The sequence below is a fragment of the Stutzerimonas degradans genome (genome assembly GCF_024448505.1).
Taxonomy (GTDB): domain Bacteria; phylum Pseudomonadota; class Gammaproteobacteria; order Pseudomonadales; family Pseudomonadaceae; genus Stutzerimonas; species Stutzerimonas degradans.
This window is the reverse complement of sequence record NZ_JAMOHV010000009.1, coordinates 42,445-68,202: the sequence shown is the minus strand read 5'-3', so window position 1 is coordinate 68,202 and position 25,758 is coordinate 42,445. Positions and strand designations below refer to the sequence as shown.

Sequence of the window (25,758 nt, the reverse complement as noted above, 5' to 3'; positions counted from 1 at the left end):
CAGCCAGGCTCCGCCCAAACCAGCTATTGCTGAACGAACGGCCTTGGTCCTCAGCCAGGTACTGCTGACCTCTGGCCGGATTCCGCGATTGTGGTGAGGCGGCATAGAATCCGCCCACGCCTCGGCCCGGGTCGCCGCGTGAATACCCGCTATCACCGCTCCTGCGGGATCTGGCAGCTCGTCCAGCGCTGCCTCGGTGGGCAACCACGCGCCACACTGATCGCTGTGGATGCACGAGGCCGGCCCGCATGCTGATCTGCCGCAGCCCCGAACGAATTGCCTCCGATAAACTGCAGATTTTCACGACCCCTATCAGGACTCGCACGACCATGACCCAAGACTCGCGCTTCGCCGCCATGCCCGATGCCAACGGTTACTTCGGCCCCTATGGCGGCCAGCTGGTGCCGCCGCACCTCAAGCAGGCCATGGACGACATCAACCTGGCGTACGAGGAAATCCGCCAGCGCGAGGACTTTCAGCAGGAACTGGCGGCCCTTTTCGCTGACTACGTCGGCCGGCCGAGCCCGATCTTCCATGCCCGACGCCTGTCCGAGCAGCTCGGTGGCGCGCAGATTCATCTCAAGCGCGAGGACCTGAACCACACCGGCGCGCACAAGATCAATCACTGCCTGGGCGAGGCGCTACTGGCCAAATTCATGGGCAAGACCAAGGTGATCGCCGAGACCGGCGCCGGCCAGCACGGCGTGGCCCTGGCCACCGCCTGCGCGCTGGTGGGCATCCCCTGTGAGATCCACATGGGCCAGGTGGATATCGAGAAGGAACACCCCAACGTCACCAAGATGAAGATCCTCGGCTGCAAGCTGGTGCCGGTGACCCGCGGTGCGGCGACGCTCAAGGAAGCGGTGGACAGTGCCTTCGAGGAATACCTGAAGGACCCGCACAACTACATCTACGCCATCGGTTCGGTGGTCGGCCCGCATCCGTTCCCGAAGATGGTCCGCGACTTCCAGTCGATCATCGGTACCGAGGCGCGTGCGCAGTTCCTGGCCAAACATGGCCGTCTGCCCGATCAGGTTGTCGCCTGCGTGGGTGGCGGCTCCAATGCCATGGGCATGTTCACCGCCTTCCTGGAGGATGCTGCGGTCGAGCTGGTCGGTATCGAACCGGCGGGTGAAAGCCTGGACAAGCCCGGTCGCCACTCGGCCACGCTGTCCAAGGGTAAGCCCGGAGAACTGCATGGCATGGCCTGCTACGTGTTGGAAGATGCCGAGGGCAATCCGTCAGCCGTGCACTCCATCGCGTCCGGGCTGGACTACCCCGGTGTCGGCCCGCAGCACAGCTATCTGAAGGATCTCGGCCGGGTGAACTATCAGACCGCGACCGATCAGGAATGCCTCGACGCGTTCATGACCCTGTCGCGCGTGGAAGGCATCATCCCGGCGCTGGAAAGCGCCCATGCAGTAGCCTGGGCGATCCGCGTGGCGCCGACACTGCCGCAGGACGCGCACATTCTGGTCAACCTGTCCGGCCGTGGTGACAAGGACGCTGACTACGTCGCGCGCCTGCTGGGCCTGTAGTCGAACCTGCGCCCCGCGCTCGCGGCGCGGGGTGTTCTCGCCGCGTGCGGCGCGTATCATCCGCAGCCTCGTTCCTTTCCCGGGCGCCTTCCATGCTGCATAACGTCCGCCCTGTCGGCATCCTGCACTCCTGCTTTAAAGAGAAGTTCGCCATCCCGCGCCAACCGCAGTTGGCCCCCGCCGCACGCGGCGTGCTGGAACTGCTGCCGCCGTTCGACACCGGCGAGGCGGTGGCCGGGTTGGAGCAGGTCAGCCATGTTTGGCTGCTGTTCCTGTTCCATCAGGCGCTGGAGGACAAGCCGCGTCTCAGGGTGCGCCCGCCACGCCTGGGCGGCAATCGCATGACCGGCGTGTTCGCCACCCGCGCGACGCATCGTCCCAACGGCATCGGCCAATCGGTGGTGAAACTCGAGAAGGTGGAGGCGAATCGGCTGTGGCTTTCCGGCATCGATCTGCTCGACGGCACGCCGGTGATCGATATCAAACCCTACGTGCCCTACGCCGATGCTCTGCCAAACGCCACGAATGCGATGGCGGCGGCACCGCCCCGGTTGCTCGAGGTGCAGTGGAGCGAGTCAGGGCTGGCTCAGGCCCGTGGCGAGGCGCTGCGCCTAGGCGAGCCGCTGGTGGAACTGATCGAACAGTGCCTGGCGCAGGACCCACGCCCGGCGTACCAGAAGCCCGATCCCGAACGGCGCTATGGCACGCAGTTCTGGGACGTGCAAGTCCGCTGGCACTACCCCGCGCCGGACACAATCCGCGTGATCGAGGTGGTTCGCGCCTAGCGCTGCCACCTCGATCACGCGAAGCGGCTACTTCTTCGGCGTCAGCAACAGGCGCCGGGTGCCATAGACCTTGTCCAGGTTGGCTGGCTGGAACGGGAAACTCAGGTACTGCGCCTTCATCCAGGCCTCGATACCGTCCGCGTAATGCGGGCTGGCCGGATTGCCTGACTGACCCGAGCTGTTCACGCCGAGCATCGGCTCTGCCTGATTGAAGTCGACGATGATGCGCATCGCCGGAATCAGCCAGGTATCGAACCCCTCGCCCCAGTGGTACGCCGAGACGTTCAGCGTGCTGTGGTCGCCACCCGCCGGATAGGGTCCGCGATCCAGATAGCCGTGCAGCGCCTTGATCGAGCGCGCCTGCCCAGCCGGCAGGTGCGGCGCCAGCTGGGTACTGCCGGTAAGCCACTCGTAACGATGCAGCTTGCCCCACTGCCAGCCGCTGCGGTCGTGCCCCAGCTGCGCCTCCAGCAGATTCACCGCTGCGGCCAGGCCGCGCGCCAGGATCGCCGGTTTGTCCTCGACCTGCGGCGTACCGATGTCGTCCCAGAACGGACTGTCGTCGCGGCCGAGCAGATGATCGGCCTGCGCCGAATAGGACAGGCCAGACACCTGCAGCAGGGCTTTCCAGGCTTGGCTGTCGTCCGGCCCCAGTTCATCGAGGAAGGTATGGCGCGCACTTTCGTGCAGGAACGCGCCATACAGCGCGGCATCCGCCGAGCTGGCGGCGAGACGGCCGTCGAACGCCAGCAGCCGCCGGAAGGCTTCCTCGGCCTTGGCACGCTCGCCGGCTGGCAGCGCCGCGATGGCGGCACGCAGCGGCTCGGCCATCCCGGGCGCCTCGAACATCGCCTTGAGCTTGGCGGCGAATGTCGTGGTCTGGTCGTACTGCATGGCGATGGTGCTGCGGGTGTCGTGCTTGCCGCGCCCGGCCCGCTCGGCGAGACGCTCGAAGCGCTCCGGCGCATACCAGGTGCTGGAAAGCTGCATGCCATAGCCGCGCGGGGCTATGCGGTGGTTGGCGGTGCCCAGCCAGCCCTGCGCGGGGTCCTGGTCGTAGGGATGCAGCATCGGATCGGCAAACCCGTCCCAGTCGTAGCGCCCGTCCCAGCCGGGCGACGGCATCAGCCCGAGCCCTTCGCGACGGTTGGGAAAACGTCCGGTCACCTGCCAGCCAATGCTCTGACGGTCGGCGAAGACCATGTTCAACGCGCTCGTGCCGATCCTGCCGGTGGCGGCGAAGGCTTCATCGACGGACTGCGCGCGCGACAGGTCGAAAAACGCATCCAGCGATTTGTCCGCTTCCAGCTGCGTGGTCTTGAGCGCCAGGCCATAGCCGCTGCCGAGCTGCAACGGCTGAATCGGGTGCTTGCGCTCGCCCAGTGCACTGTTGAGCAACGGGCCGTGGCGGGTTTCGTAGATGATTTCGCGAACCGGCCGCTGCCCCTTGATGAAGAACGTCTCATGCCGCTCGCGCGCGGCGAGCCACTTGCCGTCGGCCTGATACATCAGGCGCGAGCCTTCGCGACGAATGCGCTCGAGGAACAGGTCCTGGTTGTCACCCATGACCATCGTCATGCCCCAGCCCAGCTTGCCGTTGAAACCGGCAACCACCGCCGGCACACCGGCAATGGAGACACCTGCGGCCTGGAATTTCGGTGCGCGGATCTGCACGAAATTCCAGTACGAGGGCATCGACAGCGGCAGATGGGTGTCGTTGGCCAGGATCGGCTTGCCACCGCGCGTATGGCTGCCGGCAATCGCCCAGTTGTTCGATGCGGCGACGCCGAGCATGTTCAGCGCCGCGACCTGACCGGCGGCGCGCTCCAGCGCGGCAAGCCCCGGAATCTGCCCGCCCAGGTTCAGCCCCTGCAGCTTGGCCGCCTCCTCCACCGGCAGCGGCTCGTCCGGGTAGGTAGGCAGCAGCCAGGCCAGCTTGTCGCTGCCGACCTTCTGCGCCATGACCAGCGCGGCGATCTCCTCCTGCAGGTTTACCGACAGGCCGAAATTGAGCAGGCAGAACACCAGCACCGAGTCCTCGGGCTTCCAGTATTCGGGGCGGTAGCCGGACTCGGCGAGATCCATCGGCAAGCGGTCGCGGTGACGGAACAGATAGGCGTTGACGCCGCGGGCGTAGACCTCGAAGAACTTCTTCATCCGTGGCGAGCTTTCGCGATAGAGCAGCTCGGCACTCTGGAGCAAATTCACCGTGCGCATGAAGCGGTCGATCTCCAGCACGCCCGGTCCGGCCATCTCCGCCAACCGGCCCTGAGCGGTCAGGCGCAGACTGACCATCTGGCTCAGGCGGTCCGTGGCGTGAACGTAGCCCAGCGCGAACAGCGCATCGTGAAACGACGAGGTTTCGATCAAGGGCATCCCCAGGGAGTTGCGCCGAATGCTCGCGCTGCCGGCCAGGCCGGACAACGGCTGGATACCTTGCGCCGGCGGCAGGCCGGCGCTGTAGCGGTTGTCCAGATAGGACTGGCAACCGGCAAGGCTGACCAGGCCGAACGCCATGCCAACGGTCAGGCGAACCAAGGGAAAAGGCAGACGCAGCGTCATCGACGACTCCTGAGAGCGCAAAGCCGGTAGTAATGGTAGTGAGTGTATGAGCCGCAGGAAGTGCCGGGGTTGACCCTCAGGCCGCGCGGCCGGGGTTGGGCAGCGCCTCGTCGAGCAACCAGCGCGCCGAGCGTCGCGCGGCCGCCTTGTGCTGCAGTTCCAGGGCGCTGAAGTTCGCCTCGTGACGGCGTCGCTCCTTGCTGTCCAGTGCCTTCCACGCAGCGTGCGTGGGGACCTGCTCAGTCGCCTCGAACAGTTTCTGGAACACCTCGCAGCGCGGGTCCTGCCCCAGTGCAGAGTCGTAGTTGTCGAGCAGCACCTTGATGCGGATGGCACCTTCGATCAACGGCAGCTGCTCGTCCAACAGACAGCTGGCGAGAATCCGCAGGTCTTCAGCCAGCGCAGCGTGACGCTTGGTCTGCGCCTCAGCCAGCAGTCGCTCGTTACGCCACACCCGGCGCCACAGGTACAACGCGTAGCCAGCCAGCGCGCCGACCAGCAGCGTAGCGACGACCAGCAGCGTGACAACGAGCGGAGTCATGGTCGGTCAGGCGCCGTGGCACTTCTTGTATTTCTTCTGGCTGCCGCACGGACACGGGTCGTTGCGACCGACGTCCTTCAGCGGATTGCGCACCGGCTCATGATGGCCGTGATTGCAGTGCGGCCCGTGCACATGATGGTGATCGTGCGCATGGTCGTGATCGTGATTGCAGTCGGGGCCGTGGACGTGGGTTTCGTGGTTCATGTTGCGTCTACTACTCAGGGATGAAGTTGCCGGGGATTATCTCGCCATTGCTCGCGACATGCACCTTGCGGCCGAACATCAGGCCGGTCTTGATCTCGCCGTCGAAGCGGTAGCGGATCGGCCGATCAGGCTTTTCCAGCAGGCGCACGATGTATTTCATGTGTCGCCACAGGTTGGTATGCACCGGTACTTCGTAATAGTCGAAGCCGTTGGCCGGCACCGTCAGCCAGCCGCTGGATTCGCCGCTGGCCAGTTCGACATCGTTCAGGTGCACCGTGTAGACGAGCCCGCGTACCGGCAGGCTGCGGTCGTTGGGGTTGTCGATGCGAAAGCGCAGCAGAAACTGCTGTTCCAGCAGCCGCGCCTTGATGATCTCGACCTTCGTCAGCTCGACGCGCGGATCGCGAAACTCGGCGCCGAACCAGGTGGAGCAACCGCTCAGCAGGCTGAAAAGACCCAGCAGAACCACGGTGTTTAGCGTTCTTGTTATTCGTGGCGGGCAAAGCATACCGGTACTCCAAAGGACGGCTCAGTGTAACAAGCGGCGCTTGGGCCGCAACGGGGAGCGACCATAAAAGAAGGCAGTTTCCTACATTTGGATGACAGGCCGGTTTCCGTCCGCGACCTCGTTTGTATGTCGACGCTCAGGCCAAAACTCGGGCCAACACGGCACGGGCCAGACCGATACCCTCGACCAACGCCGCCTCGATCGCGCCCATGGTGATCACCTCGTTCGCCTTGCCCGCCGCCGGATTGACCACCAGCGCCAGGCACGCGTAAGGCAACTGCAGTTCACGCGCCAGCGCAGCCTCGGGCATGCCGGTCATCCCGACGATGTCGCAGCCATCGCGCTCCATTCGGGCGATCTCGGCCGCCGTCTCCAGGCGCGGCCCTTGCGTGCAGCCATAGACGCCGTGGTCGCTGAAGGCGCAACCCTGAGCCTGCAACGCGACGATCAGCCGTTCACGCAGTTGCGCATCGTAGGGATGACTGAAATCGATGTGGGTGACGTGGTCGAGGTCGCCAGCGAAGAAGGTATGTTCGCGACCGTAGCTGTAGTCGATGATCTGATGCGGTACGCAAAAATGCCCGGTCCCCATAGCGGCATGGATGCCGCCGACGGCATTTACCGCGATGACAGCCTGCGCGCCTGCATGACGCAGCGCCCACAGGTTCGCCCGGTAGTTGACCTGATGCGGCGCGATGCGATGCGGGTGTCCGTGACGGGCGAGAAACAGGACCTCGCGCCCGGCGAACTCGCCGCACACGATGTCGGCAGAAGGCAGGCCGTAGGGCGTCTCGATCGATCTGATCTCGCGCAGCATGAGCCCGCTGAGTTCGGTCAGGCCAGTGCCGCCGATAATGGCGTGGACAGTCATGGAATCTTTCCTTGGAGTATCGGCGTGATCAGTCGATGAGCCCGACGCTGCGCAGCGTCGCAATCGATTCGAGCCAGCGCGGCTGCTGCTTGTAGTCGAGCGATGCGGTGCCGGCGGCGCGCATGCGCGCGAGAGCCGGCGCGGGCAGCACACCCAGGCGCTGCAACGCGGACAGCGCCAGCTCTGCGGCTGCGCGGTCGTTGCATACCAGCCCCATATCGCAACCGGCCACCAGCGCGGCCTCGATACGGGCCGCTGCATCACCTGCTACATGCGCCCCTGCCATCGACAGATCATCACTGAAGATCACCCCACGAAAGCCCAGCTCGCCACGCAGGATGTCCTGCAGCCAGCGGCGCGAAAAGCCTGCCGGCTGTGCATCGACTTCAGGAAAAATCACGTGCGCCGGCATCACCGCATCGAGCACAGGCGCCAGTGCGCGGAACGGCAGCAGGTCGTGATTGCGCAGCTCGTCGAGGCTGCGCCCGTCAACCGGAATCGCCACGTGCGAATCCGCCTCAGCCCAGCCATGACCGGGGAAGTGCTTGCCGGTCGTGGCCATACCGGCCGCGCGCATACCACGGATGAACGCGCCGATCAGCTCAACCGCGCGCTGTGGGTCCGCCTCGAAGGCACGCGTACCGACGACGCCACTGCGCTGGTGATCGAGGTCGAGCACCGGGGCGAAACTGATATCCAGGCCCACCGCTAGCACCTCGGTAGCCATCACCCAGCCGCAGACCTCGGCCAGGCGCGCGCCGTCGGCATGCCGGGAAAACTCGCGCATTGCTGGTAGCCGCACGAAATCCTGGCGCAGCCGCTGCACGCGCCCGCCTTCCTGATCCACCGCCAGCAACAGATCGGGCCGCAGCGCGCGAATCGCACGGCACAGCTCCTGCACCTGGCGGGGATGCTCGATATTGCGAGCGAACAGAATCAACCCGCCGACTTCCGGCTGGCGCAACAGGTGGCGATCCTCGGGCGTCAGCCAGGTACCGCCGATATCCAGCATCAGTGAACCGTGCATGGGTCAGATAAATCCTTGAGCGAGTTCGGCGCCGGCCCATTCCGGGCGGGCATGTTCTTCTATGTGGACGGGGCAATGCAGCGGCACCTGCTCGAACAGTCGCGCCAGATCGGCATTGCGCATACGGATGCAACCGTGAGACAGCGGAACGCCCATGGGTTCGCAATCAGGCGTGCCGTGCAGGTAGATGTAGCGGCGAAAGGTATCGACATCGCCGAGTCGATTGCGGCCGATTTCGCAGCCGCTCAGCCAGAGAATGCGGCTCAGAATCCAGTCGCGCCCGGGAAAGCGCTCGTGCAGTTCGGCTGACCAGACTTCTCCGGTCCAGCGCCGGCCACGCAGCACCGCGCCGAGCGGCAGATCGCCACCGATACGCGCACGTACCTGATGCCGACCACGTGGCGTGCAACCGGAGCCGTTGCGCTCGCCGGCGCCATTGAGGGCGGTGGATACCGGCAAGCGGCAACGCAACTTGCCGTCGGCAAAGCCGTAGAGCTGCTGGTCGGCAAGGGAGATGTACAAACAATCGAGATGGGTCATGGGCGGCTAGCTTAGACGAAGGACCTGACGCCTAGCACCCTCAGCCCTTAGCCGGCATGGCTACGGCGTTGCGCCTGCCCTTGGGCTGGGCCTCGGCCAGCGCAGCATCTGCCACGCCGCTCTCGGCCCGCATGCCAGCCGCCAGGAACGGCACCATCATCCGCATGATTTGCTCGATCGAAGTCCGGGCACCGAAGTCGTTCTCGGCAATCGCGCGCAGTGCCTTGATCCCGGACATGCTGAAAGCCGCCGCACCGAGCATGAAATGCACGCGCCAGAACAGCTCGATCGGCGGAATGTTCGGCGCTGCCTCATGCACACGCAGCATGTAGCGGCGGAATACCTTGCCGTACATGTCTTCCAGATAGCGGCGCAGATGGCCCTGGCTCTGGCTGAAGGAAAGCCCCAGCAGGCGCATAAAAATCGACAGGTCGTCGCCGCTGCGTGGTTTAACCGCCAAGGCCTGCTCAACCAGTATTTCCAGCAGTTCTTCGAGCGTATCCGGCTTATCGGAAATCGACTCGCGACGATCCAGCTCGCGTTCCAGGCTGGCGCAGAAGGGGCCAAGAAAGCGCGAGAAGACTGCCTGAATCAGCGCCTTTTTCGAACCGAAGTGATAGTTCACCGCCGCCAGGTTTACGCCTGCCTTGCTGGTGATCAGGCGAAGCGAAGTCTCAGCGAAGCCTTTTTCAGCGAACAGCTGCTCCGCTGCGTCCAGAATGCGCTCGACTGTCTCGGACTGCGCCATGCCCCCTCCAATGACAAACATCTGTTTGAAACTTACGTTTCAGCCAATAGCCAAGTCAACCATGAAAGCGGCGTGGCGCCTAGCTCATCTTCGCATTCAGCGCCGTCGCGACCGAATGCTCGCAGAACTCGATTGCCAACACCCGATCACTGTATATAATCCCAGTCACTGTATAAAAGAACAGAGACCGCCATGATCAAGCTGACGCCCCGCCAGTCGGAAATCCTCGCCTTCATCAAGCGTTGCCTGGAGGACCACGGCTACCCGCCGACGCGCGCCGAGATCGCGCAGGAGCTCGGCTTCAAGTCGCCCAACGCCGCCGAAGAACACCTCAAGGCGCTCGCGCGCAAAGGTGCAATAGAGATGACGCCCGGCGCCTCGCGCGGGATACGCATTCCCGACTTCGAGCCCGCTGCCCAGGAAGGCAGTCTGCCGATTATCGGCCGGGTGGCGGCAGGCGCACCGATCCTGGCGCAACAGCATGTCGAGGAGTCCTGCCAGATCAACCCAGACTTTTTCCACCCGCGCGCCGACTACCTGCTGCGGGTACGTGGCATGAGCATGAAGGACATCGGCATCATCGATGGCGACTTGCTGGCGGTCCACAGCACCCGCGACGCGCGCAACGGTCAGGTCGTCGTCGCACGGGTGGGCGAGGAGGTTACCGTCAAGCGCCTCAAGCGCGAAGGTGACAAAGTGTGGTTACTGGCGGAAAACGCCGAGTTCGCACCGATCGAAGTAGATCTCGAACATGAAGACTTCGTGATCGAGGGCTTGAGTGTCGGCGTGATACGCCGCTAGGAGACGTTCGATGCAGTACTTCCCCACGACAAACGCCAAGCCGCAGCTGTCTCTCTTCGAGGGGCTGATCGCTCATGGCATGCCGCCCTTTCTCGCCGAGCCACCGCCGCCGCAACACGAGCGCCTGAGTGAGTTGAGCCTGAGCGGCAACAGCGAGCACTGTCGGCTGCTACTCGCCCCCATGCTGCGCGAACTCAGCGATGCCCCCGACAGCCGCTGGCTGACGCTGGTCGCCCCTCCGGCATTTCTGTCATCGCACTGGCTGCGCGAAACCGGGCTGAATCGCGAACGCATCATTCTGCTGCAGCCGCGCGGTATTCAGGGCGCACTGGAGCTGACCTGCAAGGCGCTGACTTCCGGCTGTAGCCACACCGTCGTCAGCTGGTTTGCTCACATGGATGCCCGCACGCGCAGCACGTTGCACAGCGCCGCCAGCCTGGGCAACGCTCAGAGTCTCAACATTCGTCTGGGCCGCTAGCTAGATAGTCCCGCCGGCACATGGATCGTGCCAAATTCCCCGCTACACCTACCTCGCTCAGTGCAGTACTCGCGGCTCATCCTCGTACTCGATCTCGCCATCACCTTCCGACATCCGTCCAGCCATCTGCACGCCCACGTTGAACATGGCCTTGGCAATTTCCACATGCTGGCCCTGCAGAAAAAGTTTTGCGTCATCGGAGAAATCCAGCGTCACCAGCACCTCTTCGTCTTCGGCACGGCGCAGTACGATGCGGCCGTCAGGTAGTTCGACAATTTCCAGAAACGAGGTAGGCATTCGATCAGCTCTCCGAGAAAGGCGCGCATTGTACCAGCCGACTATCGACGCAGCAGCCTTCCGGCATCAGGCAAGCCGCTACGATCCGGGTTTCACGGTGGCCATCCACGACGTAGCATTGCTCGAACCGACACTGCCCGGCACAACACACCAAGAACAGGCCGAGTCTCCATGACACCCCGCATTCTGCTGCTTACCACCTTGGCCATGCTTGCCTTCGCCGGCAATTCGCTGCTGTGCCGGATCGCCTTGCGAGACACCGCCATAGACCCCGCCAGCTTCACCGGCGTGCGCCTGCTTGGCGGTGCGCTGACACTCTGGCTTCTGATGCTGCGGCGGGAACGCCGCGCGATACCGGACGGTGACTGGTACGGTGCGGCGGCCCTGTTCGTGTACGCCGCGGCGTTCTCGTTTGCCTATCTGCATCTCGACGCCGGCACCGGCGCGTTGCTGCTGTTCGGCGCCGTGCAGCTGAGCATGATCGTCTGGGGTCTGATACGTGGCGAGCGATTCGGCCACTGGCAGGTACTCGGCCTCATCCTGGCAATGGGCGGCCTGGTATTTCTGCTGCTGCCGGGCAGCAGCACACCGTCATGGCGCGCTGCGCTGCTGATGCTGGCTTCCGGAGTCGCCTGGGGAATCTATTCGCTGCGGGGACGCAGGACCGCCAACCCGCTGAATGCCACGGCCGGCAACTTCGTGCGAGCGGTGCCGCTGGGCATCCTGCTGAGCCTGTCGGTCTGGAATCAGTTGCAGTGGGATATCCCGGGCCTGGTTTACGCGTTGCTCTCGGGCGCCCTCGCCTCCGGCGTCGGCTACGCCATCTGGTATTCGGCGCTACCCGGTCTGACGGCGATTCAGGCCGCCAGCGTGCAACTGAGCGTGCCGTTGCTGACCGCCGTTGCCGGAGCGTTGCTGCTTGGCGAAGCACTGACGGACCGCCTGCTGATCGCCGGTACGGCGATTCTCTGCGGCATTGCCCTGGTCATGCTGACTCGCAAGCCAGAACCGTCATGATGTGGAAGCGCCGCTCACCACTCGGTCAGCGACTCGCGAAAGCGCAAGGCCAGGCTCTTCAGGTTCTGTCGCCAGAGCTCCAGCTCGTCACGCGTCAGGGCGGGCTCTGGCTCGTCGAGGCTGACGGCCTCGATCAATGGCTGGCGTGGGTCAGTTTTAACCTTTGCCGGCGCACGCGGCGGCTCGAATAGCGCCGCATAGGCTTGCAACAGGCTGGCCAGCCAGGTTTCTCCCTGCTCGGCCAGCTCCACCAGCTCGGCCAGCTCCGGGCTCGGCGCTGCGTCGAGAACTGAACGCGAGAGAATCAGCTCGACCCGCGACGCACCGGCGCCAGGCGAGCGGTAGTAGCCGGCGATTTCATGACACAGCCCCAGCAAGGCGCCGTAGAGATGGAACAGGCTCGCCTCACGCTCGGCCTGGATCAGCCCCTGCGCATTCAGCGAGCCCGACGCTTCAGCCTTGCGCCAGCTATCCAGCGACAGACCGGCGAAATAGATCTTCTGATTGGTCCGGGTGTAGAGCTCGTGAGCCATGAGGGCGCTCTCCGAATGACGGGAAACTGCAAGAATGAACTTCGACGCCCGTCAACGCCAGCGCTACAGGCAGAGCAGAACAACCGCAGACACCGTCTAGCCAGACGGCATCTGCGAGCGCATCGCCGCAGCGGCGTGCGTTACTTTTCCTCGACCTTCCACTTGCCGCCGACGAAGAAGGCCTTCCAGCCGGTCGGCTTGCCTTCGACTTCCGACTGCACGTACTGCTCCTTGGTCTTGCGGCTGAAGCGGATCACCGTCGGGCGCCCTTCCGCGTCCTGCTGCGGCGCATCCAGCAGGAAGTGGTATTTCGGATCGATCTCGTCACGGTGCGGAATCAGCTCCCTCACCAGCGGAGCACGTGTCTCGCGGTTCTTCGGAAACTGGCTGGCAGCCAGGAACAGCCCCGATGCGCCGTCACGCAGTACGTAGGTGTCGTCGACCTTCTCGCAACGCAGTTCCGGCATCTTCACCGCGTCCATCTTCGGCGGCGCCGGTTCGCCGTTCTTCAGCAGCTTGCGGGTGTTCTTGCATTCGGCGTTGGTGCAGCCGAAGAACTTGCCGAAGCGACCGGTCTTGAGCTGCATCTCACTGCCGCACTTGTCACATTCCAGGCTTGGGCCTTCATAGCCCTTGATGCGGTACTGGCCTTCCTCGATCTCGTAGCCCGAGCAATCGGGGTTGTTGCCGCAGATATGCAGCTTGCGCTTCTCATCGAGCAGGTAGGCATCCATTGCGGTGCTGCAAATCGGGCAGCGATGCTTGCCCAGCAGCACCAGCGACTCGGATTCGCCCTCGTCATCTGCCGCGATTTCGTCGCCCGGCACGAGGTTGATCGTCGACTTGCAGCGTTCCTTGGGCGGCAGGCTGTAGCCCGAGCAGCCGAGGAATACGCCGGTGGATGCGGTGCGGATCATCATCGGCCGGCCGCAGACCTTGCAGGGAATGTCGGTCAGGGTGGGCTGGTTGGCGCGCATGCCGTTCTCGCTGCCCTCGGCCTGTTCGAGCTTGCGCTTGAAGTCGCCGTAGAACTCATCGAGCACGTGCTTCCATTCCCGCTCACCCTGCGCAACGTCGTCCAGATGCTCTTCCATGCCGGCGGTGAAGCCGTAGTCCATCAGGTTCTCGAAGCTTTCGGAAAGACGCTCGGTGACGATGTCGCCCATCTTTTCCGAATAGAAGCGGCGGTTGTGCAGCGAGACGTAGCCGCGATCCTGAATCGTGGAAATGATCGCCGCGTAAGTGGACGGACGACCGATACCGCGCTTCTCCATCTCCTTGACCAGGCTGGCTTCCGAGTAGCGCGCGGGCGGCTTGGTGAAGTGCTGGCTCGGATCGAGCTTGAGCAGCGCCAGCGCTTCGCCCTGCTGCATATCCGGGAGCACGTCGTCCTCGCCGGATTTGCTCTGCTGCGGCATGACCTTGGTGTAGCCGTCGAACTTGAGAATGCGACCCTTGGCACGCAGCTCGAACTCGCCGGCCGTCGCCGTCACGCTGGTGGACAGGTACTGGGCCGGTGGCATCTGGCAAGCCACGAACTGGCGCCAGATCAGCTCGTAAAGGCGTTCGGCGTCACGTTCCATTCCCGAAAGCTGGTTGGGACGCAGATTGACGTCAGACGGGCGGATCGCCTCGTGCGCCTCCTGCGCGCCCTCCTTGCTCGAATAGACATTGGCCTTCTCGGGCAGGTACTTGCCACCGAATTCGCTCTCGATAAAGCCACGCACCATGGCGATGGCGTCGGCCGAGAGGTTGGTCGAGTCGGTACGCATGTAGGTGATGTAGCCGGCTTCGTAGAGCCGCTGCGCCATCATCATGGTCTTCTTCACGCCGAAGCCGAGACGGTTGCTCGCCGCCTGCTGCAGGGTCGAGGTGATGAACGGCGCCGACGGCTTGCTGGAGGTCGGCTTGTCCTCGCGCTTGCTGACGCGGTAGTTCGAGCTCTTGAGTTTCTCCAGCGCAGCAGTGGCCTGCGCTTCGTTCAGCGGCTTGAACGCCTCACCGTTCTGGCGGGCTACCTCGAAGCGCACCTTGGCCTGCTGTGCGGTCGCCAGGTCGGCATGCACTTCCCAGTATTCTTCCGGCACGAAGGCGCGGATTTCACGCTCGCGCTCCACTACCAGCTTCACCGCCACCGACTGCACCCGGCCAGCGGACAGGCCGCGGGCAATCTTCGCCCACAGCAGCGGGGACACCATGTAACCGACTACGCGGTCGAGGAAACGCCGGGCCTGCTGGGCGTTGACGCGATTGATGTCGAGTTCGCCGGGCTGCGAGAACGCCTCCTGGATCGCCTTCTTGGTGATTTCATTGAACACCACGCGCTTGTAGCGACTGTCATCGCCGCCGATGGATTCGCGCAGGTGCCAGGCGATCGCCTCCCCTTCTCTATCCAAGTCGGTCGCGAGATAGATGGTGTCGGCTTCCTTGGCCAGGCGACGCAGCTCCTCGATCACCTTTTCCTTGCCCGGCAGGATCTCGTACTTGGCCTTCCAGTCATGCTCCGGGTCGACGCCCATGCGCGCGAACAGCTGACGTTTGGCCTTCTCCTTGGGCGACAGCGCAGGCGTCTCGCCAGCGGCGGCCTTGCCGCGCTTTACCGGCTCCTTGCTGGCGGAACCACTGGTGGGAAGGTCGCGGATGTGGCCGATACTCGACTTCACCACGTACTGGTTGCCCAAATACTTGTTGATTGTCTTGGCCTTGGCCGGTGATTCCACGATGACCAGCGATTTACCCATGGAGAGCAGAGTTCCTGAATCGAGAGGTGAACGGAGCGAGTATCTGCGGCAAGGTGCGCGCAAATCGGCGACCGGAGGTCGGACTGCTGGCAGCGGCGTCGACGCGCCTCAATGAGCTTTCCGAGCATGCCCGAGAACGCATGAACGAGTGCAAAGACGGCCACTCTGTCCGAAAGGCACCGCTATATATAGTGGCGAGCGCGACGAGGTCAAGCGCCGAGCCTGGCAAGCAAGCGTTCGCACGCATCAGTAACGGCTTGGCTCGGCCTCGATCAGAGCGAACCGCGGCACAGTTTCGCCATCGACATCGACGGTCTCGACGAACATGGACAATGGGCGAACCCACAGTCCGTACTCACCGTACAGTGCCTGATAGAACACCATCGGCTCTTCCGTCTCCGAATGTCGCGCCACGGCGAACACTCGGTATTCGGGCCCCTTGTAATGGCGATATCGCCCCGGCTCCACCTGCATCATCTGCTTCCCCTGCCGTCACAAAAAGAAAAACCGGGGCACTTGGCCCCGGCTTCCATGCACCGTCTGACAATCCGCCCCGCAAACCTGCGGGCGCGGCTGTCAGCCTAGCGCAGTCATCTGCATCTGTCAGACGCGTTCGAAGACCGTACTGATCCCCTGCCCCAGACCGATACACATGGTGGCGACACCCAGCGTACCGTTGTTCTGCTTCATCACGTTCAGCAGAGTCCCGGAGATACGCGCACCGGAGCAGCCGAACGGGTGGCCGAGCGCGATGGCGCCGCCATGCAGGTTGACCTTCTGTTCCATCTGGTCGAGCAGCTTGAGGTCCTTGAGCACCGGCAGCGCCTGCGCGGCGAAGGCTTCGTTCAGCTCGACGTGGCTGATGTCATTAATGGTCAAACCGGCGCGCTTGAGCACCTTCTGGGTAGACGGTACCGGGCCGTAGCCCATGATTGCCGGGTCGACACCCGCCACCGCCATGGCACGAACCACGGCCATCGGCTGGATACCGAGATCCTTGGCGCGCTGGGCGGACATGACGATCATGCAGGACGCACCGTCGGTGATCTGCGAGGACGTACCCGCAGTCACGGTGCCGCCCTTCGGATTGAATGCCGGCTTCAGTGCGGCCAGGCTTTCAAGCGTGGTATCCGGACGGATGGTTTCATCGTAATCGAAGACCTTGAGGAAGCCGTTCTCGTCGTGACCTTCCATCGGAATGATCTCGTCCTTGAACTTGCCTTCCACCGTAGCCTTGTGTGCCAGGCGGTGCGAACGCTCGCCGAAGGCATCCTGCTGCTCGCGGGTGATGCCGTGCATCTTGCCGAGCATTTCGGCGGTCAGACCCATCATGCCGGACGCCTTGGCCGCGTGCAGTGACAACTGCGGGTTCGGGTCGACGCCGTGCATCATGCTGACGTGGCCCATGTGCTCCACACCGCCGATGACGAACACGTCACCATTGCCGGTCTGAATAGCCTGCACTGCGGTGTGCAGGGCGCTCATGGACGAACCGCACAGGCGGCTCACGGTCTGGCCGGCGCTGGTGTGCGGAATGCGGGTCAACAGCGACGCCATGCGGGCGATGTTCCAGCCCTGCTCGAGGGTCTGGTTCACGCAGCCCCAGATCACGTCCTCGACTTCGGCCGGGTCGATCTTAGGGTTGCGCGCCAGCACGCCATCGATCAGCTGCGCGGACATGGTCTCGGCGCGGGTATTACGGTGCATGCCGCCCTTGGAGCGCCCCATCGGGGTGCGACCGAAGTCGACGATGACTGCATCTCTTGGATTCAGGCTCATGAATTCTCTCTCCCTCGATTAACCGTAGAAGCGCTGGCCGTTGGCAGCCATCTCACGCAGCTTCGCGGTCGGGTGGTACAGCGGGCCCAGGTCGGCGTACTTGTCGGCCATCGCAACGAACTCGGCGACGCCGATCGAATCGATGTAGCGCAGCGCACCACCACGGAAGGGTGGGAAGCCGATGCCATAGATCAGGCCCATGTCGGCTTCGGCAGCGGTCTCGACGATGCCGTCTTCCAGGCAGCGCACGGTTTCCAGGCACAGCGGGATCATCATGTAGTTGATGATGTCCTCGTCGGACAGCTCGCGAGTCTCGGCGACGATCGGCTTGAGCAGCTCGTAGGCCTGCGGGTCGACGACCTTCTTCGGCTTGCCCTTCTTGTCCATCTCGTAGGCATAGAAGCCCTTGCCGTTCTTCTGACCGAGGCGGTTGGCGTCGTACATGACGTCGACGGCGGTGCGGGTATCGTCCTTCATGCGATCCGGGAAGCCTTCGGCCATCACGTCACGGCCGTGGTGGCCGGTGTCCATGCCGACGACGTCCATCAGGTAGGCCGGACCCATGGGCCAGCCGAACTTCTCCATCACCTTGTCGGCACGAACGAAGTCGACACCGTGCGCGATGGCGCGGGCGAAGCCGCCGAAGTACGGGAACAGCACGCGGTTGACGAGGAAGCCCGGGCAGTCGTTGACCACGACCGGGCTCTTGCCCATTTTCTTGGCGTAGGCGACGGTGGTGGCGATGGCGGTTTCGCTGGTCTTCTCGCCGCGGATCACCTCAACCAGCGGCATCATGTGCACCGGGTTGAAGAAGTGCATGCCGCAGAAGTTTTCCGGACGCTTGAGCGCCTGGGCCAGGTAGCTGATGGAAATGGTGGAGGTGTTGGAGGCGATGATCGCGTCTTCGCGAACGTGGCCTTCCACCTCGGCCAGCACGGCGTGCTTGACCTTCGGATTTTCGACCACGGCTTCGACGACGATGTCGACATTGCCGAAATCGCCATACGACATGGTCGGACGGATCGCGTTGAGCGCCTGCGCCATCTTTTCAGCGGTCAGACGGCCTTTCTCGACACGCTTGCCGAGCAGCTTGGAAGCCTCGTCCAGACCCATCTGGATACCCTCTTCGCGGATATCCTTCATCAGGATCGGCGTGCCTTTGACGGCCGACTGGTAGGCGATGCCGCCACCCATGATGCCGGCACCCAGCACGGCAGCGAGCTTCACGTCGCGCGCCTGCTTGTCGTAGGCCTTGGCCTTTTTCTTCAGTTCCTGATCGCTGAGGAACAGACCGATCAGGCTTTCAGCGACCGAGGTCTTGGCCAGTTTGACGAAGCCGGCGGCCTCGACTTCCAGCGCCTTGTCACGACCGAAGTTGGCGGCTTTCTGGATGCTCTTGATGGCTTCGACCGGGGCCGGGTAGTTCGGGCCGGCCTGGCCAGCCACGAAGGCCTTGGTGGTCTCGAACGCCATCATCTGCTCGATCGCGTTGAGCTTGAGCTTGTCCAGCTTCGGCTGGCGCTTGGCCTTGTAGTCCAGCTCGCCGGAGATGGCGCGCTTGACCAGATCCAGTGCAGCTTCCTGCAGCTTTTCCGGAGCAACGACGGCATCGACCGCGTGCACCTTGAGCGCATCCTCGGCACCGTTTTCCTTGCCGGAGGCGATCCACTCGACGGCGTTATCGACACCGATCAGGCGCGGCAAGCGGACGGTACCGCCGAAGCCCGGGTAGATGCCCAGCTTGACTTCCGGCAGGCCGACCTTGGCGGCGGTGGACATGACGCGGTAATCGGCGGACATGCACATCTCGAAACCGCCACCCAGGGCGATGCCGTTGATGGCAACCACGGAGGGCACGCCCAGGTCTTCGAAATCGCTGAAGATCTTGTTGGCTTCGAGGTTGCCGGCGACCAGCTCCTCATCGGGCAGCTTGAAGTTGTCGACGAACTCGGTGATATCGGCACCGACGATGAATACGTCCTTGCCGCTGGTGACGATCACGCCCTTGACCGATGCGTCGGCCTTGATGGCGTCGACCGCCTGACGGAGTTCGTTGAGAGTGAGGCGATTGAATTTATTGACGGACTCACCCTTGAGGTCGAAATTCAATTCGACGATGCCGCTCTCAAGAGCCTTAACCGTGATGGCTTTACCTTCGTAAATCATCAACTGATCTCCAGGAATGGAAGCTGAACGTTACGTGCCGCACGTCTTCGGCCTACTGCGACCGCGCCTAGCGGCGACGACACCCACCGACACGATACATCGGGCAATCGGCGATGCACTGACAAACGCTCGATTCATACGCCCGTTTGATTTGGGTCGGCACACCTTCGAGCAAAAGCACCGCCTTGTCAATCGGCTCTCTCATCGAGGCGGATACGGACATTTCGCGACTGATCGGTCATTCTCAACCGCAGGCATCCCCAACCATTTGCAGCATCTATCCACCAATGGCGAGCGGCACCCATCGCGGAAACCGTAGCCCACCGCGTCAGTCAATCTTAGAAAGGGCCGAGCGGGTACACTGCCGCCTTTCATTGCACGCCATACGCGGACCGAAACGCCGCCGCCCCAGACCGGAGTACTGCATGTCCCAAGCCCCCATCGCCCGCGCCGATACCGGCACCGACCCTTACCGCTGGCTGGAGAATCGCGACGCCGAGGACGTGCTGGCCTATCTCAATGCGGAGAATACGTACCTCGAGGAGCAGCTCGCCGATCAGGCCGAACTGCGCGAAACCCTGTTCCAGGAAATCAAAGGCCGCATTCGCGAAACCGATCTTTCCCTGCCCTCGCCCTGGGGTCCGTGGCTGTATTACCAGCGCACCACGGCTGGCGACGAGTACCCACGGCACTACCGCTGCCCGCGCCCGCTGGATGGTTCGCTCACGGTGGACGAAAGCGCCGAGCAACTGCTGCTCGACCCCAACGAGCTGGCCGGCGGCGGCTTCCTGTCGCTGGGCGCCTTCAGCATTAGCCAGGATCACAGCAAGCTGGCCTACAGCCTCGACCGCGAAGGCGACGAGATCTACCGGCTGTTCGTCAAAGACCTGGCCAGCGGCGCGGTGTCGGAGCTGCCCTTCGACGATTGCGACGGCAGCATGACCTGGGCCAACGACAGCCAGACCCTGTTCTACGGCGAACTGGACGACACCCACCGGCCGCACAAAATCTACCGCCATCGACTGGGCGAGACCGGTAGCGCCGCGGTGTTCCACGATCCGGACGGGCGCTTCTTCGTCCACTGCTACCGCGCCAGCTCCGAACGCCAGCTGGTCATCCTCTCCCACAGCAAGACCACCAGCGAATCCTGGGTACTGTCAGCGGACCAGCCGGAAGGCAACTGGACCTGTCTGGCACCACGCCAGGAAGACCACGAGTATTTCCCTGATCACGGCCTGTACGAAGGCCAGTGGCGCTGGCTGATCCGCAGCAACCAGGCGGGCATCAATTTCGCCCTTTACCACGCCAGCGAGACCGAGCCGGGCCGCGAGCACTGGCAGGAGCTGGTCCCGCATGACGACGCGGTGATGCTCGAGGACGTCAGCCTGAACGCCGAGGCACTCACCCTGACCCTGCGTGAAAGCGGCCTGCCGGTTATCGAGGTACGGCCGCAAGGCGCCCAGCCCTATCGCCTGCAACTGCCGGATGCGGCCTACAGCCTGCACGTGCAGAACTCGCTGGAATTCACCAGCACGGTGATCCGCGTGCGCTACGAGGCGTTGAACCGCCCCGCGCAGATCCGCCAACTGACTCTCGCCGACGGCAGCCAAACGGTGCTCAAGGAAACCCCGGTGGAAGGCCCGTTCGACGCTGATGCCTACGAAAGCCGGCGCATCTGGGCCACCGCCCAGGACGGCACGCAGATCCCCATCAGCCTGGTCGGCCGCTGCGACAGCTTCGGCAAGCCGGCGCCGCTTTATCTTTACGGCTACGGCGCGTACGGCCATAGCCTGGATCCCTGGTTCTCGCATGCGCGACTGTCGCTGCTCGACCGCGGCTTCATCTTCGCCATCGCCCATGTGCGCGGCGGCGGCGATCTGGGCGAAGCCTGGTACCGCGCCGGCAAGCTGGAACACAAGCCGAACACCTTCACCGACTTCATCGCCTGCGCCGAACAACTGCTGGCCGATGGCTATACCACGTCGCGGCGCCTGGCCATCAGTGGCGGCAGCGCCGGTGGCCTGCTGATCGGCGCGGTGCTCAACCTGCGTCCGGAACTGTTCGGTGCGGCGATCGCCGAGGTCCCCTTCGTCGACGTGCTCAACACCATGCTCAACGCCGACCTGCCGCTGACCGTCACCGAGTACGACGAGTGGGGCGACCCGAACCATCCTGAGGTGCACGAACGCATCAAGGCCTACGCGCCGTACGAGAATGTCCGCGCGCAGGCCTATCCGCCATTGCTGGTCGTGGCCGGCTACAACGACAGCCGCGTGCAGTACTGGGAAGCCGCCAAGTGGGTCGCCAAGCTGCGCGCCACGCGCACCGACGACAGCCTGCTGCTGCTCAAGACCGAGTTCGGCGCAGGGCACGGTGGCATGAGCGGCCGTTATCAGGCGCTCAAGGACGTGGCACTGGAGTATGCCTTCATCCTCAAGGTACTCGACCTGGCGGGATAGGCTGGGAGGTGCGCCGCTCTTCGCCAGCTACGGCCTGAGCAGCCGTACTGGCGAAGGCACAAATAAAAAGGGGAGCCTGACGGCTCCCCTTCAAGAGTTATTGCTTTGTTCTTCTTCTGCTGACGGGCTTGTTGTTTTTGTTGAGCGCCCGGTTCGAGCCAAGGCCCGACGCAGTCCCATGATCGGGACATTAAGAACAAACGGATTTTTTTGGTCGCTGATTTGCCACTGCCCTCGCGGGCTCAACCGGTTCTGGCGCTGCCTCATGGCAGTTTTGTCGTTCTCGGCCCGGTCGACAGGAAACCTGTCGGGCAATTCCTCTCCAAAAGAATCAGTTTGCTACGCCTCCACGTGCTTATTTTTATTGTGTTGGAGTCGCTACGTGTTGTTTTTGTTGTGGGTTCTGCTTTCTTGTTTTTGTTGTGCCAGAGATAAAGCATTCGGCGTGCCAGCTTTCACAAATCCTTATTTTTCATAGAGTTACGCGTTTCTGTGGGGCGTCGTGCGCACGAAAAACGGGCATCGTCGTTACCATGCGCCCCAAGCATCGTTACATTTTCGTGAAGCGGTAACACCGGCACGCCGCCTCAGCGCGCGCACCAGTGTGTCGGAAGCAAAAAAGGCGAAGGTCTTGAAAACCGGCTGAAATGGAGGTGGCAGCCACGGTGAACCGACAGCTGCCATGTACTCTATCGGAAGGGCGTCGGCGCCATGGGTTGCGCCGACGCATCGTGCTCAGGCGCGGATCGCCGATTGCAGCGCATGTTCCTGACGCCTGGCCAGCAGATCGGAGGCCGCAAGCGCGAGCAGTGGTATCAAGCCTACATTCAGGGCCACGCTCCAGGACCCAATCAAACCAATGAACAACATGCCGGCCACAACAATGGCAGCAATGCAATGCGCGCAGAAGCGGCATAGCTCAAGTGCAACTACAGGCTCGTTGTAATTGTTCATGACGTCTGACTCCCCGCTTTTTGTTGTAATAATTGGCATCTACATTGAGGGTAGCCAGCTCTCGTGCCGATGCAATTCAAACCGACGCGCGGCTCGTCTAGGTAGAGCATTACAGCCGGATGAACATTGGTTTACAGGCACTTCTGCAACATCCCGTCGACAGTCTACGCACCACCTGGAAGTTCATCTGCTTATTCAAGTTCTGATACCCCGCCCGCCTCTTCGTTGCGGCATCGGGACCAAGAGGCTTTAGTGATCGGTGCGTATTACTGATCATCGAACCAATGAACTTCGCGTAATCATCAGGTATTCGTGAGCGTGAACCGCCAAGCCGGCAGATGCACGCGGCAGGCAACGGCGACAGCCCGCATCAATCCCAGCAGGCGTCCGCTTCCGCTACGCGCAGCGTGCGCCGGGCCTTGCCAGGGGTGCGTGAGAAGCGCGGTGTTGGCGCCGCTTGCAACTGGCCGTCGACCTCCTGATAGACGCCGCGCTGGCGCATGTGAACATGCCCAGCTGCTTCCTCCAGAGGCAGCACCGGTGCGAAGCAGGCATCGCTGCCCTCCAGCAGGGCGCACCATTCGGCCTGGCTGCGGCTGGCGAACAACCGTGCCAGGGCGTCGCCCTGCTCGGTCCAGGCAGTCGGTTCCGCGCAGCCCTCCCAGAGCGCTTGCGGAGCGTCGATGCGTTCAAGCAACTCACGCCAGAACGGCGGCTCCAGCGCGCCGATGGCGATCTCGCGACCATCGGCGCAGAGGTAACACCGGTAGTTCGGCGCCGCGCCGCTCAGCGGATTGCGCTCGCGCTGCATCTCGATGCGCCCGCTGGGTAGCAGCCCGGCAAAAAAGGTCATCAGCGACGACACGCCATCGACGATTGCCGCATCGATCACCTGCCCTTGGCCCGAGTGCTCGCGCTCCCACAGTGCAGCGAGGATACCCACGGCGAGATACAGCGAGCCGCCACCGAAATCGCCGACCAGATTCAGCGGCGGCACCGCCGGCCCGCTCTCGCCGCGGATCGCCGCCAGCGCCCCGGTCAGCGCGATGTAGTTGATGTCGTGCCCCGCGGCCCGGGCCAATGGTCCAGTCTGGCCCCACCCCGTCATGCGTCCGTAAATCAGCCGCGGGTTGCGCGCCAGCAGCTCGTCCGGCCCCAGGCCCAGGCGCTCCATGACGCCCGGGCGAAACCCCTCGATCAGCACGTCGGCGCCCTGCGCCAGTTCCAGGCAGCGCGCCCGCCCCGCAGCATTGCGGATATCCAGCGTCACCACCTTGCGGCCGCGGTCGACTACCGGGTTCGCCCATCCCGTGCCGCCCTCGCGCTCGACGCGCAGCACTTCGGCGCCCATGTCCGCCAGCAGCATCGCGCAGTGCGGTCCGGGACCGATGCCGGCGAACTCCAGCACGCGCAGACCACGCAGCGGCCCCTGACGATCCTGCTCGGTCTCGCTCATCGTCCCTCCCCCTTTCTGGCTGCCTCAGGCGCTCCACGTCGACGCGACAGCACCCTGCGGCGGCGACTACTGGTTCGCTGCATTCAGCGGCTTGTCCAGCAGATGGTCGCGGTAGCGCTCGCGCAGCACTTTCTTGTCGATCTTGCCGGTGGCGGTCAGCGGCACGGCGTCGAAGACCACCGCATCGGGCATCCACCACTTGACGATGTTCGGCTCCAGGTGCGCGAGGACCGATTCGGCGGTGACCTCGGCGTCAGCATGCGGCTCGATCACCAGCAACGGGCGCTCCTCCCATTTCGGATGGAACACGCCGACCACGGCCGCGACCTTCACGCCGGGACACGCGGCGGCAACGTTCTCGATATCGATGGAGCTGACCCACTCGCCGCCGGACTTGATCACGTCCTTGCTGCGATCGGTGATGCGCATGAAGCCATCGGCGTCCAGCGTGGCGATGTCGCCGGTATCGAACCAGCCGTCTTCGTCCAGCGCACTGGTTTCGCTCCGGTAGTAACGTTCCACCGTCCACGGACCGCGCACCTTGAGACGACCGGCACTGACGCCGTCGCGTGGCAGCTCGTGGCCCTGTTCGTCCACCACCCGCAGTTCGATGCCGAACTGCAAACGCCCCTGGCGCGTCCAGACGGTATCGTTGACGGCCTGCGGGCCACGCCCGGCCAATCTGGGCGTCGGCGTGGCCACCACCCCCAACGGGCTGGTTTCGGTCATGCCCCAGAGCTGGCAGACCGCAACGCCGTAACGGGTCTGGAAGGTTTCCGCCATCGCACGGGGCACCGCGGAGCCGCCGATCACCAGCCGCGCGAGCGTGCCGGCGTCCTCACCGCTGCGCTCAAGATGGGTCAGGTACATGGTCCAGATGGTCGGCACGCCACCGGAAATGGTCACGCCTTCGCTCTGGATAAGCTCCTGCAGACTCGGGCCGTCCATCCTGTCGCACGGCAGGACGAACTTGCAGCCATTGATCGCCGCGGCGTACGGCAGGCCCCAGGCGGTGCCGTGGTAGAGCGACGAGCACGGCATGATGCAATCGAAAGCGGACAGGCCGAAGGCACCGGACAGCCCCGCTGCCATCGCATGCAGCACCACGGAACGGTGGCTGTACAGCACACCCTTGGGATCGCCGGTGGTGCCGGAGGTGTAACAGAGCACGGCGCCGGAGTTCTCGTCGAACTGCGGCCAGTCCAGCGGCGCGGCGGCGGCGATCAGTCGCTCATAGCCCTGCACGTCGGCCATTGCGGAAACAGGGTGGACTGCCAGCTCGATGAAATGCCGGATGTTGTCCAGCCGCGGCCGCAACCTAGCGACGCATTCGGCGAAGGAGCTGTCGAACAGCAGCACCTGGCTGCCGGCGTGGTTGATGGTGTAGACGATCTGCTCATCCGACAGCCGTGGATTGGCGGTATGCAGCACCGCGCCGATACCCGGCACCGCGAAGAACAGCTCGTAATGACGATGGGTGTTCCACGCCAGCGACGACACACAGTCGCCTGCCTCGATGCCGAGGCCGCGCAGCATCGTGGCGGCCTGCGCGGCGCGGCTGGCAAGGCCGGCGTAGTCATAACGCCAGAGCGGTTCGCCGACCAGCCGCGAGACAATCTCGCGATCGGCGTGGGCGCGTGCGGCGTGGGCGAGGATGCCACTGATCAACAGGGGCGCGTTCTGCATCAAGCCTGTTTGCATGTTTCCTACCTCGTCTTGTTGTTATTTTCAGGTGGCCGGCGTTCCCGGCTGT

23 protein-coding genes are annotated in these 25,758 nt (G+C 63.7%); 6 read left to right on the top strand and 17 right to left on the bottom strand.

The window, feature by feature from the left end:
- The first annotated feature begins 329 nt into the window (after positions 1-329).
- Both trpB and tsaA read left to right on the top strand, forming a co-directional pair.
- Positions 330-1,538 carry a tryptophan synthase subunit beta gene (trpB, locus tag NAV27_RS12905; RefSeq protein ID WP_102828674.1) on the top strand — a complete coding sequence of 403 codons (1,209 nt, stop codon included), beginning with the start codon at positions 330-332 and terminating at the stop codon, positions 1,536-1,538.
- Positions 1,539-1,630: 92 nt separating this feature from the next.
- Positions 1,631-2,323, top strand: a complete 693-nt coding sequence (gene tsaA / locus NAV27_RS12900) for a tRNA (N6-threonylcarbamoyladenosine(37)-N6)-methyltransferase TrmO (RefSeq protein ID WP_102828613.1) — start codon at positions 1,631-1,633, stop codon at positions 2,321-2,323.
- Between the two features lie 27 nt (positions 2,324-2,350).
- Here tsaA and NAV27_RS12895 read toward each other — a convergent pair whose 3' ends face one another.
- From NAV27_RS12895 to NAV27_RS12860, 8 genes are all read right to left on the bottom strand, one after another.
- Positions 2,351-4,885 carry a penicillin acylase family protein gene (locus tag NAV27_RS12895; RefSeq protein ID WP_102828614.1) on the bottom strand — a complete coding sequence of 845 codons (2,535 nt, stop codon included), beginning with the start codon at positions 4,883-4,885 and terminating at the stop codon, positions 2,351-2,353.
- A 76-nt stretch (positions 4,886-4,961) separates the two neighbouring features.
- Positions 4,962-5,426 carry a DUF2489 domain-containing protein gene (locus tag NAV27_RS12890; protein ID WP_102828615.1) on the bottom strand — a complete coding sequence of 155 codons (465 nt, stop codon included), beginning with the start codon at positions 5,424-5,426 and terminating at the stop codon, positions 4,962-4,964.
- Between the two features lie 6 nt (positions 5,427-5,432).
- Positions 5,433-5,630, bottom strand: a complete 198-nt coding sequence (locus NAV27_RS12885; RefSeq protein WP_003289983.1) for an SEC-C metal-binding domain-containing protein — start codon at positions 5,628-5,630, stop codon at positions 5,433-5,435.
- A 10-nt stretch (positions 5,631-5,640) separates the two neighbouring features.
- Positions 5,641-6,138, bottom strand: a complete 498-nt coding sequence (locus tag NAV27_RS12880) for an LEA/WHy family protein (RefSeq protein ID WP_008570838.1) — start codon at positions 6,136-6,138, stop codon at positions 5,641-5,643.
- Positions 6,139-6,274: 136 nt separating this feature from the next.
- Positions 6,275-7,009 (bottom strand): S-methyl-5'-thioinosine phosphorylase, encoded by a 735-nt coding sequence (locus NAV27_RS12875; RefSeq protein WP_102828616.1) that lies wholly within the window; start codon positions 7,007-7,009, stop codon positions 6,275-6,277.
- A 28-nt stretch (positions 7,010-7,037) separates the two neighbouring features.
- Positions 7,038-8,036, bottom strand: coding sequence for a beta-N-acetylhexosaminidase (nagZ, locus tag NAV27_RS12870; protein WP_102828617.1), 999 nt, complete (start codon positions 8,034-8,036; stop codon positions 7,038-7,040).
- A gap of 3 nt (positions 8,037-8,039) precedes the next feature.
- Positions 8,040-8,576 carry a L,D-transpeptidase gene (locus NAV27_RS12865; protein WP_102828618.1) on the bottom strand — a complete coding sequence of 179 codons (537 nt, stop codon included), beginning with the start codon at positions 8,574-8,576 and terminating at the stop codon, positions 8,040-8,042.
- Between the two features lie 40 nt (positions 8,577-8,616).
- Positions 8,617-9,324 carry a TetR/AcrR family transcriptional regulator gene (locus NAV27_RS12860; RefSeq protein WP_102828619.1) on the bottom strand — a complete coding sequence of 236 codons (708 nt, stop codon included), beginning with the start codon at positions 9,322-9,324 and terminating at the stop codon, positions 8,617-8,619.
- A gap of 192 nt (positions 9,325-9,516) precedes the next feature.
- Here NAV27_RS12860 and lexA point away from each other — a divergent pair, with 192 nt between their 5' ends.
- Positions 9,517-10,125 (top strand): transcriptional repressor LexA, encoded by a 609-nt coding sequence (gene lexA, locus NAV27_RS12855; protein ID WP_102828620.1) that lies wholly within the window; start codon positions 9,517-9,519, stop codon positions 10,123-10,125.
- 10 nt (positions 10,126-10,135) lie between these two features.
- Positions 10,136-10,603, top strand: a complete 468-nt coding sequence (gene sulA / locus NAV27_RS12850) for an SOS-induced cell division inhibitor SulA (RefSeq protein WP_102828621.1) — start codon at positions 10,136-10,138, stop codon at positions 10,601-10,603.
- Positions 10,604-10,660: 57 nt separating this feature from the next.
- Here sulA and NAV27_RS12845 read toward each other — a convergent pair whose 3' ends face one another.
- Positions 10,661-10,900, bottom strand: a complete 240-nt coding sequence (locus tag NAV27_RS12845) for a hypothetical protein (protein ID WP_008570830.1) — start codon at positions 10,898-10,900, stop codon at positions 10,661-10,663.
- A 171-nt stretch (positions 10,901-11,071) separates the two neighbouring features.
- Between NAV27_RS12845 and NAV27_RS12840 the strand changes: the two genes are divergently transcribed.
- The gene (locus tag NAV27_RS12840) at positions 11,072-11,917 is read left to right on the top strand and encodes a DMT family transporter (RefSeq protein WP_102828622.1); all 846 of its coding nucleotides are present in this window, start codon (positions 11,072-11,074) and stop codon (positions 11,915-11,917) included.
- A gap of 14 nt (positions 11,918-11,931) precedes the next feature.
- On the opposite strand, the gene NAV27_RS12835 is transcribed toward NAV27_RS12840, so the two are convergent.
- The 5 genes from NAV27_RS12835 to fadB form a co-directional block, all read right to left on the bottom strand.
- The gene (locus tag NAV27_RS12835; protein WP_102828623.1) at positions 11,932-12,450 is read right to left on the bottom strand and encodes a DUF6586 family protein; all 519 of its coding nucleotides are present in this window, start codon (positions 12,448-12,450) and stop codon (positions 11,932-11,934) included.
- Positions 12,451-12,590: 140 nt separating this feature from the next.
- Positions 12,591-15,191, bottom strand: coding sequence for a type I DNA topoisomerase (gene topA, locus NAV27_RS12830; protein WP_102828624.1), 2,601 nt, complete (start codon positions 15,189-15,191; stop codon positions 12,591-12,593).
- Between the two features lie 246 nt (positions 15,192-15,437).
- Positions 15,438-15,665 carry a DUF1653 domain-containing protein gene (locus NAV27_RS12825; RefSeq protein WP_003290002.1) on the bottom strand — a complete coding sequence of 76 codons (228 nt, stop codon included), beginning with the start codon at positions 15,663-15,665 and terminating at the stop codon, positions 15,438-15,440.
- A gap of 129 nt (positions 15,666-15,794) precedes the next feature.
- The gene (fadA, locus tag NAV27_RS12820; protein WP_008570822.1) at positions 15,795-16,970 is read right to left on the bottom strand and encodes an acetyl-CoA C-acyltransferase FadA; all 1,176 of its coding nucleotides are present in this window, start codon (positions 16,968-16,970) and stop codon (positions 15,795-15,797) included.
- A gap of 18 nt (positions 16,971-16,988) precedes the next feature.
- Complete coding sequence (fadB, locus tag NAV27_RS12815) at positions 16,989-19,136, bottom strand: fatty acid oxidation complex subunit alpha FadB (RefSeq protein WP_102828625.1); 2,148 nt, start codon at positions 19,134-19,136, stop codon at positions 16,989-16,991.
- A gap of 425 nt (positions 19,137-19,561) precedes the next feature.
- Between fadB and NAV27_RS12810 the strand changes: the two genes are divergently transcribed.
- Entirely contained in the window at positions 19,562-21,595 is a 2,034-nt protein-coding gene (locus NAV27_RS12810; RefSeq protein WP_102828626.1) for a S9 family peptidase, read from the top strand.
- A gap of 735 nt (positions 21,596-22,330) precedes the next feature.
- Here the strand turns inward: NAV27_RS12810 and NAV27_RS12805 are convergent.
- From NAV27_RS12805 to NAV27_RS12795, 3 genes are all read right to left on the bottom strand, one after another.
- Positions 22,331-22,549 carry a hypothetical protein gene (locus NAV27_RS12805; protein ID WP_008570819.1) on the bottom strand — a complete coding sequence of 73 codons (219 nt, stop codon included), beginning with the start codon at positions 22,547-22,549 and terminating at the stop codon, positions 22,331-22,333.
- A gap of 370 nt (positions 22,550-22,919) precedes the next feature.
- A complete protein-coding gene (locus NAV27_RS12800; protein ID WP_102828627.1) occupies positions 22,920-24,005 on the bottom strand; it encodes a CaiB/BaiF CoA transferase family protein in 1,086 nt (361 codons plus the stop codon).
- 66 nt (positions 24,006-24,071) lie between these two features.
- Entirely contained in the window at positions 24,072-25,691 is a 1,620-nt protein-coding gene (locus NAV27_RS12795) for a long-chain fatty acid--CoA ligase (protein WP_102828628.1), read from the bottom strand.
- Positions 25,692-25,758: the final 67 nt, after the last annotated feature.

Bases quoted from the DNA above. Each gene is read 5' to 3' on its own strand.
- trpB (WP_102828674.1), top strand. From the start codon at position 330: ATGACCCAAGACTCGCGCTTCGCCGCCATGCCCGATGCCAACGGTTAC.
- tsaA (WP_102828613.1), top strand. From the start codon at position 1,631: ATGCTGCATAACGTCCGCCCTGTCGGCATCCTGCACTCCTGCTTTAAA.
- NAV27_RS12895 (WP_102828614.1), bottom strand. From the start codon at position 4,885: ATGACGCTGCGTCTGCCTTTTCCCTTGGTTCGCCTGACCGTTGGCATG.
- NAV27_RS12890 (WP_102828615.1), bottom strand. From the start codon at position 5,426: ATGACTCCGCTCGTTGTCACGCTGCTGGTCGTCGCTACGCTGCTGGTC.
- NAV27_RS12885 (WP_003289983.1), bottom strand. From the start codon at position 5,630: ATGAACCACGAAACCCACGTCCACGGCCCCGACTGCAATCACGATCAC.
- NAV27_RS12880 (WP_008570838.1), bottom strand. From the start codon at position 6,138: ATGCTTTGCCCGCCACGAATAACAAGAACGCTAAACACCGTGGTTCTG.
- NAV27_RS12875 (WP_102828616.1), bottom strand. From the start codon at position 7,009: ATGACTGTCCACGCCATTATCGGCGGCACTGGCCTGACCGAACTCAGC.
- nagZ (WP_102828617.1), bottom strand. From the start codon at position 8,036: ATGCACGGTTCACTGATGCTGGATATCGGCGGTACCTGGCTGACGCCC.
- NAV27_RS12865 (WP_102828618.1), bottom strand. From the start codon at position 8,576: ATGACCCATCTCGATTGTTTGTACATCTCCCTTGCCGACCAGCAGCTC.
- NAV27_RS12860 (WP_102828619.1), bottom strand. From the start codon at position 9,324: ATGGCGCAGTCCGAGACAGTCGAGCGCATTCTGGACGCAGCGGAGCAG.
- lexA (WP_102828620.1), top strand. From the start codon at position 9,517: ATGATCAAGCTGACGCCCCGCCAGTCGGAAATCCTCGCCTTCATCAAG.
- sulA (WP_102828621.1), top strand. From the start codon at position 10,136: ATGCAGTACTTCCCCACGACAAACGCCAAGCCGCAGCTGTCTCTCTTC.
- NAV27_RS12845 (WP_008570830.1), bottom strand. From the start codon at position 10,900: ATGCCTACCTCGTTTCTGGAAATTGTCGAACTACCTGACGGCCGCATC.
- NAV27_RS12840 (WP_102828622.1), top strand. From the start codon at position 11,072: ATGACACCCCGCATTCTGCTGCTTACCACCTTGGCCATGCTTGCCTTC.
- NAV27_RS12835 (WP_102828623.1), bottom strand. From the start codon at position 12,450: ATGGCTCACGAGCTCTACACCCGGACCAATCAGAAGATCTATTTCGCC.
- topA (WP_102828624.1), bottom strand. From the start codon at position 15,191: ATGGGTAAATCGCTGGTCATCGTGGAATCACCGGCCAAGGCCAAGACA.
- NAV27_RS12825 (WP_003290002.1), bottom strand. From the start codon at position 15,665: ATGCAGGTGGAGCCGGGGCGATATCGCCATTACAAGGGGCCCGAATAC.
- fadA (WP_008570822.1), bottom strand. From the start codon at position 16,970: ATGAGCCTGAATCCAAGAGATGCAGTCATCGTCGACTTCGGTCGCACC.
- fadB (WP_102828625.1), bottom strand. From the start codon at position 19,136: ATGATTTACGAAGGTAAAGCCATCACGGTTAAGGCTCTTGAGAGCGGC.
- NAV27_RS12810 (WP_102828626.1), top strand. From the start codon at position 19,562: ATGTCCCAAGCCCCCATCGCCCGCGCCGATACCGGCACCGACCCTTAC.
- NAV27_RS12805 (WP_008570819.1), bottom strand. From the start codon at position 22,549: ATGAACAATTACAACGAGCCTGTAGTTGCACTTGAGCTATGCCGCTTC.
- NAV27_RS12800 (WP_102828627.1), bottom strand. From the start codon at position 24,005: ATGAGCGAGACCGAGCAGGATCGTCAGGGGCCGCTGCGTGGTCTGCGC.
- NAV27_RS12795 (WP_102828628.1), bottom strand. From the start codon at position 25,691: ATGCAGAACGCGCCCCTGTTGATCAGTGGCATCCTCGCCCACGCCGCA.